Origin of the sequence: Bifidobacterium sp. ESL0763 (assembly GCF_029433395.1) — a bacterium.
Taxonomy (GTDB): domain Bacteria; phylum Actinomycetota; class Actinomycetes; order Actinomycetales; family Bifidobacteriaceae; genus Bifidobacterium.
The window spans coordinates 184,319-201,841 of the sequence record NZ_JAQTHW010000001.1; the positions used below are offsets into that span (position 1 = coordinate 184,319).

Consider the following 17,523-nt stretch of genomic DNA (forward strand, 5'->3'; position numbering starts at 1 on the left):
TACAAGGTCCGGTTTCTCCGCAATAAGACATACACGAGTGGAGAAACGTGTCCTGACGGTGGGCAAGGTCCTGTTTCTTCACGGTGACAGGGGAATGAGTGAGGAAACAGAATCTGGTGGCGTATGAGATTACGTTTTTCCACAGTGACGATTCGGAAGGCTGGGCATGGCGGACAATGGTGCGGTGGATGCCGTCGACCACCGGTCCGGCAAGTCGGCGCCAAGCCCGCCCTCACTTCGGTATAGGCGTGACGGTACGCTGATAACGGCGAAATAACGCGAATCTCGGGAGGTTACTATGCCTGGAATTGTTCTGATTGGTGCTCAATGGGGAGATGAGGGCAAAGGTAAGGCGACCGACCTCATCGGCACGAAAGTCGACTACGTCGCGCGCTTCAACGGCGGCAACAACGCGGGCCACACCGTCGTCGTCGGCGACGAGACCTACGCGCTGCACCTGCTGCCCAGCGGCGTGGTGAACCCCCACGTCACGCCGGTCATCGGCAACGGCGTCGTGGTCGACCCCGAGGTGCTTTTCGAGGAGATCGACGGCCTCGAGGCCCGCGGCGTGGACTGCTCCAAGCTGCGCGTCAGCGAGTCCGCGCAGGTCATCGCGCCCTACCATCGCGTCATCGACAAGGTGACCGAACGCTTCCTCGGCAAGCACAAGATCGGCACCACCGGCCGCGGCATCGGCCCGGCCTACGCCGACAAGATCAACCGCGTGGGCATCCGCGTTCACGACCTCTTCGACGCCGACCGACTGCGCGACAAGGTGGAGGCGAGCCTGCACCAGAAGAACCAGATGCTCGTCAAGCTTTACAACCGCCGTCCGATCGACATCGAGGAGACCACCGACGAGCTGCTGAAGCTCGGCGAACGCCTGAAGCCCTACGCCACCAACACCTCGCTGCTCCTGAACAAGGCGATCGCCGAGGGCAAGACCGTGCTCTTCGAAGGCGGCCAGGCCACGATGCTCGACATCGACCACGGCACCTATCCCTTCGTCACCTCCTCCAACCCGACCGCCGGCGGCGCCTGCACCGGCACGGGCGTCGGGCCCACCAAGATCGACCGCGTCATCGGCGTGGCCAAGGCCTACGTCACCCGCGTGGGCGAGGGCCCGTTCCCCACGGAGCTGCTGGACGATTCCGGCGAATGGCTGCGCGCGCAGGGCCACGAGTTCGGCGTGACCACCGGCCGTCCGCGCCGCTGCGGCTGGTTCGACGCCGTCGTCACCCGTTACGCCTCGCAGGTCAACGGTTTGACCGACATCGTCCTGACCAAGCTTGACGTGCTCACCGGCCTCAACGAGATTCCGATCTGCGTGGCCTACGACGTCGACAACGGCGACGGCACCCACACCCGCTACGACGACATGCCCATCGACCAGGAGGCGTTCGCCAAGGCCAAGCCCGTCTACGAGACCATGCCCGGCTGGACCGAGGACATCTCGAAGGTGCACAGGTTCGAAGACCTGCCGGCCAACACCCAGGCCTACGTCAAGCGCCTCGAGGAGATCTCCAACTGCCGCATCTCCGCCATCGGCACCGGCCCGCAGCGCGACCACATCATCGAGGTGCGCTCGCTCGTCGACTGAGCATGAGGATGCGATGATCTGATTCCGCCATAAATGGGCCGCTGGCGAGCAGTGAGCGGCTCGTTTATGGCGGGTTCTTATAATTGCGCCATTTTTGGGCTGCTGACGGATGCTCAGTGGCTTGTTTATGGCGTAATTTAACGATTGGGCGAAGATTGACAGGCGGCTGGCAGGCGGCTGTCAGATAGTCGGAAAGGACTGGCGGCAGATGGCGACGGTGGGCATATCGCGGCGCAGCAAATGGCTCGTCGCCGCGCGCGCCGTCGTCTGCGGCCTGGTCGCTGGCATCCTGGCCACCTGCTACCGCCAGGGCATCGAATACGGCACCCGTTTCGCCCGCTGGATGTATGCGCAGATCGGCGCCGATCCATGGCTGATCGCGCCGTGGGCCCTGGCGGCCGTGCTCGCCGGCCTCTTCGTGGCGTGGCTGGTCCGACTCGAGCCGATGGCCTCGGGCAGCGGCATTCCGCAGGTCGAAGGCGTGGTGCGGCTCGGACTGAACATGCGAGCGGGTGTGGTGCTTGTCGTCCGTTTCGCGGGCGGTCTGCTCTGCGGTATGTTCGGCCTTTCGCTCGGCCGCGAGGGCCCGTCGGTCCAGATCGGCGCCGCCGCCAGCCAGGGCGCCGCCCGGGCGATGAGGGGTTTCCGCAAGGGGTCGGAATCCGACGGTGCGCCGAAGTCGAGGGTATCCGTCATTCGCCGGATCCGTTCGATGGTATCCGGCCACGGCGAATCGGTCGGCGCTGATGCTGATGACGGAATCGGTGGCAAAGTTGGAGTCAAAGTTTCCGATGCGGGGTCGGTCGATTCCGATGCCGATGGGAGTCTCGATGCCCGAGCTGCTGGCGGCGATGTTTCGCATACGTATGATGTGCGCGGAAACGATGACGGAAACGAAGTCGGACAATCCGCCAGCCAAGTTGGACATAAAGAAAGCGTCGGCGCCAGCTCCAACGGCCGCGCGGGCGCGGGCGGCCCCAAAACCGCCGAGACGAACGTGCTCGTCACCGCTGGCGCCGCCGCCGGCCTTTCCGCCGCGTTCAACGCCCCGCTTTCCGGCATGATGTTCGCGCTCGAGGAGGTCCACCACAGCTTCTCGCCGGCCATCCTTCTCTCGTCAGCGGCCGCCGCGATGGGTGCCGACATCGTCTCGAAATACTGGTTCGGCCTGAAACCGGTGCTCGATTTCACGCGCCTGGCGCAGCTGAGCCTGCCGCAATATTGGTGGATGGTCCCGCTCGGCCTCGTCGCCGGTCTGGTCGGCGTCGCGATGAGCAAGCTGCTGCTCGCCTCCCAGACGCTCTTCAACAAGCTGCCGTGGTGGGCCCGCCCGGTGATCTCGCTGGCCGTCGCTCTGCCGGTCGGCGTCTTCCTGCCGCAGGTGCTGGGCGGCGGCGAAAGCCTCATCGGTTTCGCGGAACGCTCGGGCGCGCTCGGCACGAGCCTGGCGGCGCTGCTGGTCCTGCTCGCCGCCAAGATGCTCTTCACTTCCACGAGCTTCGGCAGCGGCGTGCCCGGTGGCATCTTCATGCCGATTCTCGCGGTGGGCACGTTGGCCGGTTCCGCCTGTGGCGTCGCGCTTCACGCAGTCGAGTTCAACGGCGGCCCGCTGGTTCCCGCCGACGTCATCCCGCTCTTCGCCGTCTGTGCGATGGCCGGCACACTCACCGCCTCGGTCAAGGCGCCGATGACCTCGATCCTGCTCACCGTGGAGATGAGCGGCACCCTGATGCACATGCTCCCGGTGGCCGCGTGCAGCTTCATCGCGCTGATGGTCTCCGACCTGTGCGGCGCCGACCCCATCTACGACGCCCTCCTGGCCCGCTACCTCAGCGGCCACTCCAAGAGCACTTTGTGAACCGAATGTTGGTGTAGCCTTTAGAATATGGATAATTTTGGAGATTATATCGTATTCGTTGATGAATCGGGTGACCAAAGCCTTAAGAATGCTGATTCGGATTATCCAATTTTCGTTCTTGCTTTTTGCATATTCAAGAAACGGCATTATCTTGACTATGTGCTTCCGGCTATCACTGAATTGAAATTTGATTTTTGGGGTTCGGACACTGTTATTCTTCATGAGAGGGAAATGAGAAAACGTCAGAACGCGTTTGAGATTCTTATGGATGGAGATAAGCGTGAGGTTTTCTTTGCTCGATTAAATGAGATTATGACGAATGCCCAATACGATGTCGTTTCCACAATCATTGATAAACGAACTTATAAGAGCACATGGGCGAGAACTCCTTATGATGTTGCTACGCAGTTTGGCATGGAACGTGTATTTTATGAAATGGAGGCACGTGGGCAGAGAGGACTGCGGATTCCCATAATTTTTGAAAGTCGTGGCAAAAAGGAAGATAAAGCCCTACTCGCGGCTATTCAAGGAATTAAGAATAAGACTCGTTGTAAGGGTATGCCAGAGATGTTTGATTGTGAGTGCGCTAGTAAATTTTCCAACAGTGTGGGGCTCCAATTTGCGGATATGGTTGCAAGGCCGATAGGGAATCATTATCTGCATCCAGAATCTAAGGATCGTTCTTGGCGGATACTGCAATCCAAGATCAGGGTTTCCGCGACTGGAAATATGCTTGGATATGGGATTAAAATTTTCCCGTATTGGCAGCATGAAACGAGTCACTGGAGCTTATAAAAAACAAAGTCTCGATTATTCATCGAGACTTTGCCGACCGGGAACTCCCAATCCATATCTATTATGTTATCATGCATCAGATACACGGTGTAGACGCACATTTTGGCTGGTATCCCTATAAACAGAACGCCGCGTAGAGGGGCACGCTGGTGACGTCGTTATCGACGCCGAAGTTCTTGGTCGAAAGGCGGATTGCCTGGCTCGGCTGGTATTTGGCACGGTAGACGCCAAGGCTGCGTGAGCGCACGTTGCCGGACGATTTGACCTCGATGGGCGTGGCCGAGCCCGCCGAGCTGGCCGCGCCGCTTGCGTCCGCCGCACCGTCATCGTCCAACGTGACGACGAAATCGACCTCCGCGTCGCTTTTGCTTACCCAGTAGCGAGGCGTGTGCCCGCTCGCGGTCAGCGTCTGCGGCATTTTTATCTCCAAAAAAGTGTAGAAAATACATTTTTATCTCCAAAAAAATGTAACGATTCGCATTTTTATCTCCGAAAAAGTGTAAATGGATGGTTCGGCGTCGGAGTTGCGGGATCGGAAGAGTGGTATTTGGAAGCGGTTTCGCAGATGTGTCCATTATTTGGGCGAATTGATATTATTTGCTTGATTTTAGGATGCCAAGGCTGTGCAAGGGTTGCTACGGCCGTGTCCACAAGGTCGCGTCCAGAATGACTTGTGGATTTCCGTGGTTTTTCGTGCCACGCCGGATAAAGACGCTCGAAATGGACTATGATTGGTATCACACTTTTGCAATTGCGGCTTCCGCAGCGGTGACCATCATGGTCGGTGGTTTCCGCGCGGATGTGGTTCAGGGTGGTCTCGAATGGTGTGGCTTCCGGCGCAAGTGTAGGTGGAGAGGGAAAGGACCCGGAGAATGCGTTTCTCTATGTTGGGCGATGATGATGACAAGGCCCGTGGCTCGGCGCGCAAGCCTGCCCGCAAGTTGAAGAGGCTGGCCGCCGTGGCGGCGGCGACCGCGACGCTGCTCGTGGGTGGCGTGGTGACGGCCAACGCCGACGATGCGGCGCAGAGCCAGCCGGCGGCGAGCACCAGTCAGTCCGGCCAGTCCAGCCAGACCCGTGGCGGCGGCGAAAGCCAGCCCGGCCAGGGCGGGGATCCCGCTCCTTCCGAGCCCCAATACAAGTACCTCGGCCTCACCCAGACCGTCAGCGGCGACGGCCACTCCGACCCGAACGCCCTGCAGTCCGGCGACGTGTTCCTCTATCAGTTCGACCTGAGATGCTCGGAAAGCAATTGCGTGGATGTCAAGCTCACCGACACGCTGCCCGCGCAGCTGCACGGCTTCCAGATCGTCGATCTCCGTGTGGATTCCGACCTGCGCGGCACCGTGGCGTGGAAGGAAGGCGAAACGGCTCTGGGTAGCCAGCCGGCCACGGTCGGCAACGCCACCTCGTTCGAGGTCACGCCCGGCCAGAAATTCGAGACCGCCAACGGCGTCGAGAGCGGCCTGGTCGTCAACAGGACCGGCACCGTCACCCTCAAGCTGAAGGTGCCGGAGAATTTCTCGCCCGACGATTCGCGCGCCCATGCCACGATCGCCAACTCGTCCACGCTTTCGGCCGCCAATTCCAAGCCGTGCAATGGCACTTCGCCAATCACGATGGACGTGGAGACCCTGCTCAAGGGCGCCTCCACGGCGGCCTTCGACCCGACCACGAGCCCCTATAACGCCGGTGGCGCCGAAGGCCTGAACCTCACCGTCACCAACGGCTCCAACGTCAAGGTCGACAAGCTCACCGTCCAGGTGCCGCAGGACGCCGGCGCGGCCGACAACGCGCAGCAGCTCGGTGAGTCCAATCCGTTCCGTTACTTCGATTTCGCCGGGTTCCCCGGCACGGCCACGGTGATGCCCGCCGGCGCCACGAAGGTCGAGGTCGACGCCTATGTGAAGGACGCCGGAACCGGCAAGTGGAAGTGGGTCAAGGGCACGGCCGCCAACACGTTCGCCTTGCCCGCAAGCGTCACGGCGGCCTCCAAGGTCGGCGGCCTGCGCTTCGTCTATACGGGCGCGATGAATTCCGGCGCCACGATTCCCGGCGGCGGCCATATCGCGCTCAAGCTCAAGCAGCGTGCCAGCGACCGCAACGACGCCACCAACGCGTTGTTCGCCAATCTCACCACCCCGACCACCGTCAACGCGACCACGCAGTCCAGTGTCGCCAAGGGCGCGCAGGCCAGCGATTCCGTGGCTTCCGACCCCACGTCCGTCACGCTTTCCCCGGCCGAACTGAACGTCAGCGTCAGCGAGTCCTTCGCCCCGGGCAGCCATCCCGCGGGCAACAAGGCCAAGGCCACCCTCATCGTGACCAACGGCGCGACCGGTGCAGCCGACAAGATGCAGGTCTCGGCGGGCAAGGACTTCTTCGACAACGACATCACCTTCGGCGGCTTCGACGCCATCACCTATCCCAATGGGGCGAGCGGCGGCAAGGTCGTCTATCACATGCTCGACGGCAGCGCCGACCAGACCGTGACCTTCGCCAGCGGGGCCGTGCCGGCTGCGCCGAGCGGCAAGATCAAGTCTTTCGACGTCATCTTCACCTCGACGCCGACCGACACCAACCCGAATCCGATTGCGGCGGGCGCCGGCAGTACCATCGGCTACACCGTCAAGAGCCCGCACGATTTCAGCTTCCCCAGCGGCCAGACCAGCAAGGCGTTCACCGACAAGCCCGCGGCCAAGGTCTTCGCGCACAACGGCACCAACAAGGCCGCCGACGCCGAACCCGCGACCATGACCCTGGTCAAGCCGCAGGTGAGGGTGACGGTCAACAAGACCGTCAACCCCACCTCGGCGATTCCCATGGGGCAGAAGGCCGTCGTCGCGTTGCAGGAGCACACGAGCACGAGTTCGGATTACCTGCGGCCCAGGAAACTGGTCGTGGAGGATTCGTGGGTCGCCAAGAGCCTCGATTCGTCCGGCCATGTCATGGAGGGCACGGCGAACGACAGCGATGATTTCTGGAACGCCTTCGACATCAACTCCATCCAGTCCACGCAGGTTCCCTCGAAGACCAGCCTGAAGGTCGAGGTGAAGGTCGACGGCAGCTGGGTCACGCTCGACACCAGCGCCGAGACCCCGGACAGCCATATCTACAGTCTTTCCAATGCGGATTTGGTGAGCAAGCTGAGCGCCGCTCATCCTGGTGCCACGCCGAGCGATGTGGTGGGTATCCGGTTCACACTCGAAGCGGAACCTGGTGCCACGCCGTTCAGCGGAGCCACCGCCGTCTCGCAGTATGTGTGCTTCACCGCCCGTGAGCAGAAGCGCGACGGCAGCGGTCCGACCGACGTGCTCGACAACAAGGATCAGAAGCCGACGTCCTATACCTATGGCACCACCACCAGCCTCAACGCGCAGGGCTTCACTGATGATGACCAAGCCAATCCGATCGTCTCGAACGCCGTCGACTCGGACCCGGATCCCTCCAATCCCAAGACGGCCAAGATCATCGTCTACAAGAAGGTTCCGCCGACCACCGGTGAGGACTACTATAAGGTGAACGACTGGATTGCCGCCGATTTCACCGATCCCGAGGATTCGAACAATCCCGGCTCCGCTATGGACGACATTCCCTCGCAGTCCGGCAGGACGACGACCGCGCATCTGAAGTGGGGCGTCGAGCAGAACATGAAGAACGTGACGCTCAAGCAGTCCGGTGACGTCGGACCCTACCTGGACGAGCCTGCGAGCAGCGACGCGTGGGGAACGGTGTTCGACCTGCAGAGCATCGAACCGATTGACGCTTCCGATGCCGCCGCCTACACCAACGGCTGGTACCTGAAGTACGACGTCATCACCAAGATCCGTCTCTACGATTCCGAGACGCGCCAATGGGTCGTGGCTAATCCCACGGATGGCAGCGGCCAATGGCAATCCGCGAACGGCAGCTTCAAGGGCTACACGCTCTCCGACGACGAGGCCGGCAAGATGACAGGCATCGAGTATTCGCTGAAGCCGAACGTCGCCCGGCGCGCGGCCGATCTCGCCGCGGGCGTGCCCTATACCCCCGCGGTCGGTTCGGACGAGGCGCATAGCAGCGTCGTTCCCTCGGCCGTAGGCGAGCGCGAGTTCGCCTCGACCTGGAAGATCCGCAACGTCAGGAAGGATTGCGCCGCCGACTGCCTGGTGGTCGGCAAGACGCCGAGCAACGATGTCATGCATTCACAGCCGCAGCGCGTCAGCCTGCATGCCAACTCCTTCGTGGCCGAAGACCCGGTGAATCATCCGAACACCCTCGCCTATGAGGCGGTGAACGGCAGCTCCATCAATATCAAGGACTTCGACGCGGTGGTCAAGGAGGGCGACCCGACGACATCGACGATCGTGGTGCCGCCATATGGCGCCTCGTCCACGTATCCGACGCAGTCCTACGATTTCAAGGCCCGTAACGATGCCCCGAACCGTGCCTCCTACCTGCGCCTGACCGTCCCCTCCGAGTGCGCCGATGGTAGCCTTCCCAGGTGCTATACGCCCAACACGGCGGCCGGGGCGAAGTCGGACCCGTTCACTTCGGCGAGGGTCGCCGACATGGCCAGTGGCCAGCTCGACAGTGACGACTCGACGCCGAACATGTTCAACCGGCAGGACATCACCAAGATCGAGCTCAGCTCCGATGACCCGGGCCAGGTCTCGCTCGGCGATTCCGTGGTCTACATCCTGCACTACACCCCGACCGACTACGTCAACGGCAAGGGCACCTTCCGTTCGGAGCCGATGACCGCCGCCGCGGCCAACGCGTTGACCGAGGCGCAGCTCAAGGATGTGGTCGGCGTATCGGTCACCTTCCAGAGCCCTACTCCCGACGTGACCGGAGCCACGTTGACCAACGACAACTGGGTCCACATCAAGGTGACCACGCGTGCCCGCGCCGCCGTGCGCAGCACCAACAAGCCGTTCATCCCCGATGGGCGGCACGCCGGCATGGTCACCGAGGACGAGACCCGCACTACCGCGCAGATCTATGCGCCGGCAACCTACACGCGCGGTCCCGTCGGTAAGTTCGTCCGTTCGACGGTCAGCTACAAGACCGGCGTGCTGAAGACCTCGGTCAGCGAGTCCATCGATCCCAACAACGTGCTCAAGGCCAATCCGCAGGCGCCGCAGACGGTGACGATGAATGCGGACAGCACCGACATCAGCGTGGCCTCTACGCTTTCGCCCACCAAGGTGACGCTCACCAGCTGGCCCGACGGCCAGTCGCGTGCCACGGGCGCCACCAAGACCGGTGAGTTCTGGAAGGACTTCGACTTCACCGGCCTGGCGTCCATCACCTTCCCCGACGGCGCCACCAAGGTGAAGATCGGCGTCTACGGCCCGTTCGGCGCCGGCGGTGCCATGGCGTGGAAGGACGGTTCCGACCAGGGCGCGGTGACTGCCCCGGCGACCTATGACCTGCCGGTTCCGGCCGCGCAGTATGGCCAGATCCAGGGCCTGCGGTTCGTCTTCACCAACCCTGGCGCCACCACCGGCGCGCTGAAGCTCTTCTCCTCGTCGACCGATCCCTCGTGGAGCGCGCAGGTGCAGTACAAGGTGGTCCAGCGCCAGCAGGTCCGCGGCGGCTCGCAAGAGGTCGCCTATCCGGGCGATACGTTGAACGCCGCCTCTTCCGAGGCCGAAAGCAGGATCGGCGGCGGCAATGAGGACCAGACCGCCAACGCCGACACCGCCGCGCAGATCCGCTGGAGCCTCGGCACCGCCGAACTCGCGTTGAACGAGGTCGCCAACGGCGCCAATCCCGATGTGGGCGTCGGCGACCTCGTGCCGTGGGACGTCACCATCGCCAACAGCGGCACCGGCTATATCAACATCACCACGATGACCGCGCAGGTGCCGGCGCACCTGATGTACACCGGCCAGGGCGGCTACGACGGTAGCCAGCCGCCGACGTCGTTCACCCCGGGCGAGGTGGATGAGGTCGCCGGTTCGGGCGACTTCAACACCGCGCCGAGCGTCGCCTCCGACGGCACCGCCAACACGGTGACCTTCACCTGGCAGCAGGGCAAGAACCGCATGAAGCCGGGAGAGCGGGCCGTGGTCCGCCTCTGGCTCGAGGTGGAACCCGGCGCCGTGGCCGGCAATCCCCTCACCCTGCCCGTCACCGTGCTCACCGAGCAACATCTCGACGGCACCGGCCCGGTCGCGGGCACGAGCGCGCTGGTGGATCCGGTGCTCGATGCCACCGGCACCAACACCATCGGCGCCAAGACGACCGCCTTCGTGCAGACGCAGTCCGGTGAGAAGATCTACATCGTCGAGGGCGTGAAGGGCGCCCGCTCCGGCGCGGTCAACACGATCGACTCCGCGCAGAGCTGCGCCCCGCTGCTCACGGGCCTCGATGGTCACAGCTACTACCGCGCTCCCTGCCGCGCCAACACGGCCGTCGGCGGCACCGATGACTGGGCGTTGCACATGGTCAACGCCGGCAGCACGTCGTTCAAGCAGGCACAGTTCTTCGAGCAGCTGCCCGCCAGCCACGACAAGATGATCGCGGCCAGCGGCAACGACCGCGGGTCCGGCTACCGTCCGGAGCTCACTAAGGCCCCGAAGGTCGTGGGCGCGCCCGACGGCACCACCAAGATCATCGAGGTCACCACCGCCGCGCAGGCGTGCGTGGGCACGTGGGACACCCTGCCCGGCAACAGCGCCACCCCGGCGAACGCCGCGTGCTCCGCGGATGCGTGGACCGTCGCCAGCTCCGGCACCGACTGGTCGCAGGTCACCGGCCTGCGCGTCACGCTCGACTTCACCGGCACGTCCGCCGGCGTGCTGAATCCGGGCGAGAGCGCCGACGTGGTCTACACCACCAGGAACGTGCCCCAGGGCACGGTCGGCACGCGTGCGCAGACCGATCCCTCGGTCCTCGCCTCGCTCGACCAGACGTCCGGCCCGCAGGAGGCCTGGAGCCAGTTCGGCCTGCTCTATATGGACGCGGCGGGCACCCAGTCGCCGACGGCCACCGAGAAGGTCGGCACGCGCATCGCCACCGGTTCGGTATCGGTCACCAAGAAGGTCGAGGGCGCCACCGGCTATGCCCCGGCGAGGATCAACGGCGCGGTCTCCTGTAAGGACGCCGACGGTGACCCCATGACCTTCGGCGGCCGCTCGCAGGGCCTGGTGGCCCTGAACCGCAAGGGTGATGGCACCTACGCTCCCGGCCGCATCTCGGGCATCCCGATGAGCGTGGACGCCTCCGGCAACGGTTCCACCTCCTGCGTGGTCTCCGAAGAGGGCTATACCGGCCAGTTCGGCGAGGTCAAGCGCGTGGTGGAGGTCAACGGCGATGGCAACACCTCCGACTCCGACACCATGGGCATCGAGAGCCCCGACACGCTCGACGGTGACAACAAGCCGACCAACGAGGTCGTGGACGCGCAGTCCGCCCTCATCACCAACACCTACGTCCCGCCGAGCCCGAGCAATGGCGACGGTAGCGACAGCCGCAACGGCAAGGGCCGCATGGGCTCCACCGGCGCGGCCATCGCGGCGGTCGTGGTGGTGGTCATCGTCCTGCTGGTGGCGGGCGGCGCGGTGTGGTTTATCCGCAAGCGCCACGAGAACAGGGGTTAGATGATCGATAGGTGAGTCAGGTGGTCGTCTCGCGCAGGCGGCCGCCACCCCGATCGGCGGGCGGATCCGGCAACATGGCCACAGCGGCTGTGCGACCCGGGTCCGCCCGCCGATTTGTATTTGGCCCGGGGAGTTCATGGCGGAGCGGTCATGGCGCTCACGGAACTTGATGAAATGCGTGAAAAACGTACATGGGAACAATGTCCAAAACGCTCAATTATTGGCACCGCGTTTCATGCCGTTTAGCACCGATTTTCCGCAGTTCGGATTTTAAATGTGATGCAAACGACACAAATGTGTTATCTATGGATGCACATATGTGATTGTTCCGGCAGGAAGCGTTCCGCCGCTCAAGGGGTGCGGGGAAGCGTGGCCGGGCTGGAATCCGTATCGAGAACATGAGCAGAGAGGGAATCATGAAATCGTGGAGAACAGCGGCGATCGGTCTTGCGGTCGCTTCCGCCATGGTCGTCGTCCCGGTGATGGCATCGGCTAACGAGGACGCCTCGGACGCGCCGGCGCAGCAGCAGACCACACAGACCACACAGACCGTGACGAAGACGGAGCATGCGGTGGCCTCCTCCCCGGCCGCCAGCCCGAAAGCTCAGTCCAATGACGCCGGTCGTTCGCAGTCCGCCAACAAGCCGCAGGCGCAGGGGGATCCCGACGCGAGCATGGCGCTCAAGGTGGTTGATTCGTGCCCGGTTATCATCGACCCGACGACCCAGCCGTCGGCGCTCTATTTCGACCGTGCTGATGCGACGGTGCTGCATGTGTGCCCGGGCGTGATGGTGCGCACTGGCAATAGGAGTAATTACTACTATAAGGGTGTGATTTATAATGCGGTCGAGGCGGCTAGCCCAGGTGCATCGTCGCGTATCAAGCGCGTGGTCTTCGACGACCCGGCGAACACCCATTTGGCCGGCTACGTCAGCCGTATGTTCGCAAGCTTGGAGAACGTCGTCTCGTTCGATGGCATCGGGCGGATCGACACCAGCCAGGCGACTGATATTTCTGAATTGTTCGCAGATGACGGTTCGGTGACCTCGTTGCCTATCACCTCGTGGAATACTTCAAAGGTCGGTACGGATGAAGATGGCGATGGGTCGACGGAAGGCATGTTCGCCAGTGACGGCGCATTGACCTCGCTCGACCTGCATACCGGTCCGAACGGCCAATGGGATGTTTCTCATGTGGAGTCGATGGCTTATATGTTTGAAGGCGTTTTCGATTATTATGGCGGTGGCACTTGCATCGACCACCTGAAGACTATTGATTTGCGTGGATGGGACACCAGCGCTGTCTATAGCATGGGAGAAATGTTCTATGGTCGAGGGGATCTGGCGGAAATCAAAGGCATCGACCACTGGGATGTTTCTAACTGTCTTAGCTTCGAGGGCATGTTCCGGTATGATGTTTCGTTGCAGTTAGTCGGTCTGGGTGGGTGGCACCCAATGGAGAACGATGAGTGGGCTATCAATACGGATAGCATGTTCGATGAGACGGGGATTACTGAGCTTGATTTATCGGGACTGCGTAACAGCAGCTTCTTCAGCGCGATGGAAGGGAGCTTCCCGCAGTCAGTCAGGAAAATCGTTGTCGGCCCGGACACGGTGTTCCTTCCTTATCATGATTTCAAAACTGAAATCAATGCCGGTATGAAGTGTACGGATTTTGACTACTTCAACTGCGTGGCGGACCCCGCATATACGGGGCATTGGCTGCAGCTTTCGCCTGATGACGATGGCACCGGTCTGCCGGCGTGGGTGAGCCCGTCGGACAACGGTCTGGCAAGTCTCGGATATGCATGTAGTGGCATAGGTTGTTCCGACGCAGAACTCGCTGAACGCATCACCCAATCCAACAAGCCGGGCAGCGGCGTTGGGCCGGGCACGTATCTGTGGCAGCAGTCGAAGATCGTGATCAGCTATCTGCCGAACGCTCCGAAAGACACGACGGTGTCGATGAACGGCACGCCTGGCGCGCTGATTCCGCAGCAGGTGCAGGACGCCGGCAACGCCGACAGGAGCCTGACGCCGAACGTGACGCCGAACCCGCAGGGAACGTATACGGCCGTCGGCTGGCGCGTGGCCAGCTGGAACACGAAGGCCGATGGCAGCGGCAAGACCATCAGCGTCTCCAACCCTGAAAAGGTCCACTTCCACTCTGGCGACATCACGCTGTATGCGCAGTGGGAGAGCGTCCCGGTCAATGTGAACGTGACACCGGTGCCTTCCAGCCCCAGCAATCCGAACCCGAACCCGGCTCCGAACCGCGGTCCCGCTCCGGCTCCGGCCCCTGCTCCAAGCAGCGGCCCCGCCGTGCTGGCTCTGGTTCCTTCGCCTGTGGCGGCGCAGTCGCATGACGGCGTGCAGGCCGGTCCGAAGGCGTTGCCGGGCGCTCGTAGTGGCAACGTGTGCGAGACCGCGTGGCAGGGTTCCGCTCGTGGCGGTGTGATTCCCGCGGCCGTGCGCTGCTCGACCGATGCGCAGGAGTCGGCGTTGGCACCCGCTGCCAGCCATCGTGTGGCGTCGCCGTTGCTTGCGGTCCTGCTGTTCCTGCTGTTGCTCCTGCTGCTGGCGATGCTGGTCTCGCGGCGTCAGAAGAGCATGTTCCCGGTCCGTCACGCGGCCACCGAATGGCAGTGACGTGCACACGGTGCGCCGGCCATAGGGCCTGACGCTTGAGAGAGGGGCGCATGCCGGTCTAACCGGTGTGCGCCTTTCGCTGTCGCTGGCCTGTCACCGGCGATCTCGCCAAGTGTGCTTGGTCCGGAGGCTTGCCCCATCGTGCGTCGGTTTGACCCGTACCAGTGCCGACTCGGCCGCCATCGACTCATTCCGGCGAACCCGCGCCCGCTTGGCTAGCTCCCTCCCGACGAGCCCCAATCGCGGTGGCGCTGGTTCGGTTCGGACCAGCGCCCACGATGCCTGAGGCTCCTGCTTGGTTCGCCTGGTCCTCTCTGCCTGCTTGGCCCGCTCTGCCCGCTTGGCCTCCATGGTCTGCTTGATCCGCTTAGTCCGCTTGGCCTGCTTGGTCCGCAACGGTGCCGGCTGGTCAATGTCCTTTCAATCGAGGGTGGCAGTCGGCCGGCTGACGTCCATTCGTTCGCTGGAGTCCTGCCAATTTCGTCGTGCCGCGTTCTTCTCGTATCGTCGCCGGATTCGTTCTGCCAACGCCCGCCGATTTGACCGCCGAACAGTTTTGCGCCTGTCCGAATAGTGAAACATGACCGGCAGCGCCGCCCGGCCGCGCTTATTGTGCAAGCTAACGAGCAAACGCTCGTGGGATTTTGGTAGATGCCGGAAGGAGGACGCTACGATGACCAAGCTCAATATGTCAGCACGAATTATTAGCCCGTCTTCGTTGGCGGCCTGATTTCAGCATTCAGTTTGAGCCCCGCCAATGAAGGCAGGGCGAACAAGCACAACGTCGATCAGACGAGATATCAGCTTTTCGGATTAGTCTTCGAGCCCTGCATTCACCAGCAGGGCTCATTTTGTTGTCGCGCCCCAAAAGGCCACCGTGATGGCACCAGCCTCCCGCGCATCGTTCCCTGCGAACGGTTGCGTGGCGGTGCCGATCTCCCATAGCCAACGAATAACCAGATAACTCAATAACCATAACCGAACAGACGAAACAGCTGAATTGCCGAGGGTGTCCAGGATGTCCAGAAGCATCCGGCGACGTCCAGGACGGATATCCAGAAGAAATCCAGGACATCCACAAGAAATATCCGGCGACGTCCAGGACGCGATATCCAGGACGCGGCATCCAGAAGCAATCCACGGATTCGCCCCGACCCGATCCGCTTGCCAGAGCGCGAAGCGCCAACGGCAAGGCAGGGTCAACAAGGGCGAAAGCGGTGCGGGAGAGCACCGGAGGAGAGAACATCATGACATCGGTCGACATGACTGCGAACGGCGGTGGCGCCACCAGCGCCGCGGCTCGACAGGCGAAACTCAAGGAGATGGCCCACGATTCGGTGGGCACCGTGATCGCCGCCTCGATGGTGGGCACGGCCATCGAGTTCTACGACTTCTACGCCTACGGCACCGCCTCGGCGAACTACTTCCCGAAGATCTTCTTCTCCGACAAGACCAACCCCACCGTGGCGCTCTTGGTGAGCCTGCTGACCTTCGGCATCGCCTTCGTCGCCCGCCCGCTCGGCTCGCTGGTCTTCGGCCACTTCGGCGACCGCATGGGCCGCAAGACCACGCTGGTGGTCAGCCTGATGACCATGGGCATCGCCACGTTCCTCATCGGCTGCCTGCCGACCTACAGCCAGTGGGGCCTGCTCGCGGTCTTCGTGCTCTGCCTCTGCCGCTTCATCCAAGGCATCGGCCTGGGCGGCGAATGGTCGGGCGCGGCGCTGGTCGCCACCGAGAACGCCCCGGCCAACAAGCGTGCGCTCTACGGCTCGTTCCCCGAGCTCGGCGCGCCCATCGGCTTCTTCCTCTCCAACGGCACCTACTTCCTGCTCGAATCGTTCTGCGACGAGAGCCAGATGCTCGCCTGGGGCTGGCGCGTGCCGTTCCTGCTCTCCGCCGTCCTGGTGGTGATTGGCCTGGTCGTGCGCGTCCATATGGAGGAGACCCCGATCTTCCGCCTCGCCCAGGAGCAGAAGAAGACCGTCAAGTCGCCGCTCGTCGAGGTCTTCCGCACCAGCTGGCGCCAGGTCCTGCAGGCCACCTTCATCGTCGCGGTCACCTACACCCTCTTCTACACGCTGGCCACCTGGTCGCTCGCCTGGGGCACCAAGCCCAAGGGCGAGGGCGGCGGCGGCCTCGGCTTCACCAACCGCGAGTACCTGCTGATGCTCATGGTCGCCATCTGCGTCTTCGCCGCGTTCATCGTGCTCTCGTGCGTCTACGCCGACCGCCTGGGCCGCCGCCGCGTGCTGATGTTCTCGGCCGCCGCGCTGGTCGTCTTCTCGTTCGTCTTCCCCTACCTGCTGATGGGCCACCGCAACTTCGCCCAGATCATGGTCTTCCTGTGCGTCGGCTTCGCCCTGATGGGCATCGCCTTCGGCCCGGTCGGCGCGATCCTGCCCGAGCTCTTCAGCGCCAACGTCCGCTACTCCGGCTCCGGCCTGGGGTACAACCTCGCGGCCATCGTCGGCGCGGCCTTCGTGCCCACCATCGCCACCTGGCTCTCCTCGCACTGGGGCGTGCGTTCCGTCGGGCTCTACATGGCCGTGATGGCCGTGTGCTGCCTGGTCGCCCTGCTCACCTGCAAGGAGACCAAGGACACCGACTTCACCGCCTGATGCCGAATGGCCCGCTGCCGCCGGGCGCTTTCCGCATCGGCGTCGGTCCAGTCATCGGTTTGTAGCTTTTCGATTGTGCAAAGCTACAAATCGATGACGGGGAGTCCCCTAAACATGCATTTGTAGCTTCAGACTTTTGATCGGCTACAAATGTGGTCCGTGGCGGCCGGGTGGTGGCAGCTGCGGCGGCCGAGCCCGGGTAAGCGGCAGCAAACTCAAGTTTCATAACTGAATATCGATAACTGAACAGAACAAATGTGAGGCTGGCTCGAGGTCTTGGGCGGTCCGGGACGATCCCGAAAATTGTTGTTCGATAATTGGACCATGGCGCGGCGAACGCTGTGACCCTGGTTACAATGAGCAGCTAACGGGACAAAATCCCTTGTTGACCAAGAGCCAGTTTCTAGGCCCC

At 62.7% G+C, this 17,523-nt stretch carries 8 protein-coding genes; 6 read left to right on the forward strand and 2 right to left on the reverse strand.

The annotated features are described in order from the left end of the window. The first annotated feature begins 298 nt into the window (after nt 1-298). The 3 genes from PT282_RS00600 to PT282_RS00610 all read left to right on the forward strand — a co-directional run bounded on the left by PT282_RS00600 (nt 299) and on the right by PT282_RS00610 (nt 4,253). Nucleotides 299-1,600, forward strand: a complete 1,302-nt coding sequence (locus PT282_RS00600) for an adenylosuccinate synthase (RefSeq protein ID WP_277167662.1) — start codon at nt 299-301, stop codon at nt 1,598-1,600. 208 nt (nt 1,601-1,808) lie between these two features. Beyond that, nucleotides 1,809-3,458 (forward strand): ClC family H(+)/Cl(-) exchange transporter, encoded by a 1,650-nt coding sequence (locus PT282_RS00605; RefSeq protein ID WP_277167663.1) that lies wholly within the window; start codon nt 1,809-1,811, stop codon nt 3,456-3,458. Between the two features lie 27 nt (nt 3,459-3,485). Next, on the forward strand, nt 3,486-4,253 hold the full coding sequence (locus tag PT282_RS00610) for a DUF3800 domain-containing protein (RefSeq protein WP_277167664.1): 768 nt from the start codon (nt 3,486-3,488) through the stop codon (nt 4,251-4,253). Nucleotides 4,254-4,368: 115 nt separating this feature from the next. Here PT282_RS00610 and PT282_RS00615 read toward each other — a convergent pair whose 3' ends face one another. Further along, nucleotides 4,369-4,671, reverse strand: coding sequence for a hypothetical protein (locus PT282_RS00615; RefSeq protein ID WP_277167665.1), 303 nt, complete (start codon nt 4,669-4,671; stop codon nt 4,369-4,371). Nucleotides 4,672-5,137: 466 nt separating this feature from the next. On the opposite strand from PT282_RS00615, the gene PT282_RS00620 reads away from it, so the two are divergent. Together PT282_RS00620 and PT282_RS00625 are read left to right on the forward strand one after the other, a co-directional pair. Next, on the forward strand, nt 5,138-11,842 hold the full coding sequence (locus tag PT282_RS00620; RefSeq protein WP_277167666.1) for a hypothetical protein: 6,705 nt from the start codon (nt 5,138-5,140) through the stop codon (nt 11,840-11,842). Between the two features lie 398 nt (nt 11,843-12,240). Continuing rightward, complete coding sequence (locus tag PT282_RS00625) at nt 12,241-14,490, forward strand: BspA family leucine-rich repeat surface protein (RefSeq protein WP_277167667.1); 2,250 nt, start codon at nt 12,241-12,243, stop codon at nt 14,488-14,490. An 846-nt stretch (nt 14,491-15,336) separates the two neighbouring features. Here PT282_RS00625 and PT282_RS00630 read toward each other — a convergent pair. Further along, nucleotides 15,337-15,522: a hypothetical protein gene (locus PT282_RS00630; RefSeq protein ID WP_277167668.1), complete on the reverse strand. Its 186-nt coding sequence runs from the start codon at nt 15,520-15,522 to the stop codon at nt 15,337-15,339. Nucleotides 15,523-15,737: 215 nt separating this feature from the next. Here PT282_RS00630 and PT282_RS00635 point away from each other — a divergent pair, with 215 nt between their 5' ends. Continuing rightward, entirely contained in the window at nt 15,738-17,111 is a 1,374-nt protein-coding gene (locus PT282_RS00635; protein ID WP_374114115.1) for an MFS transporter, read from the forward strand. Nucleotides 17,112-17,523 lie beyond the last annotated feature (412 nt).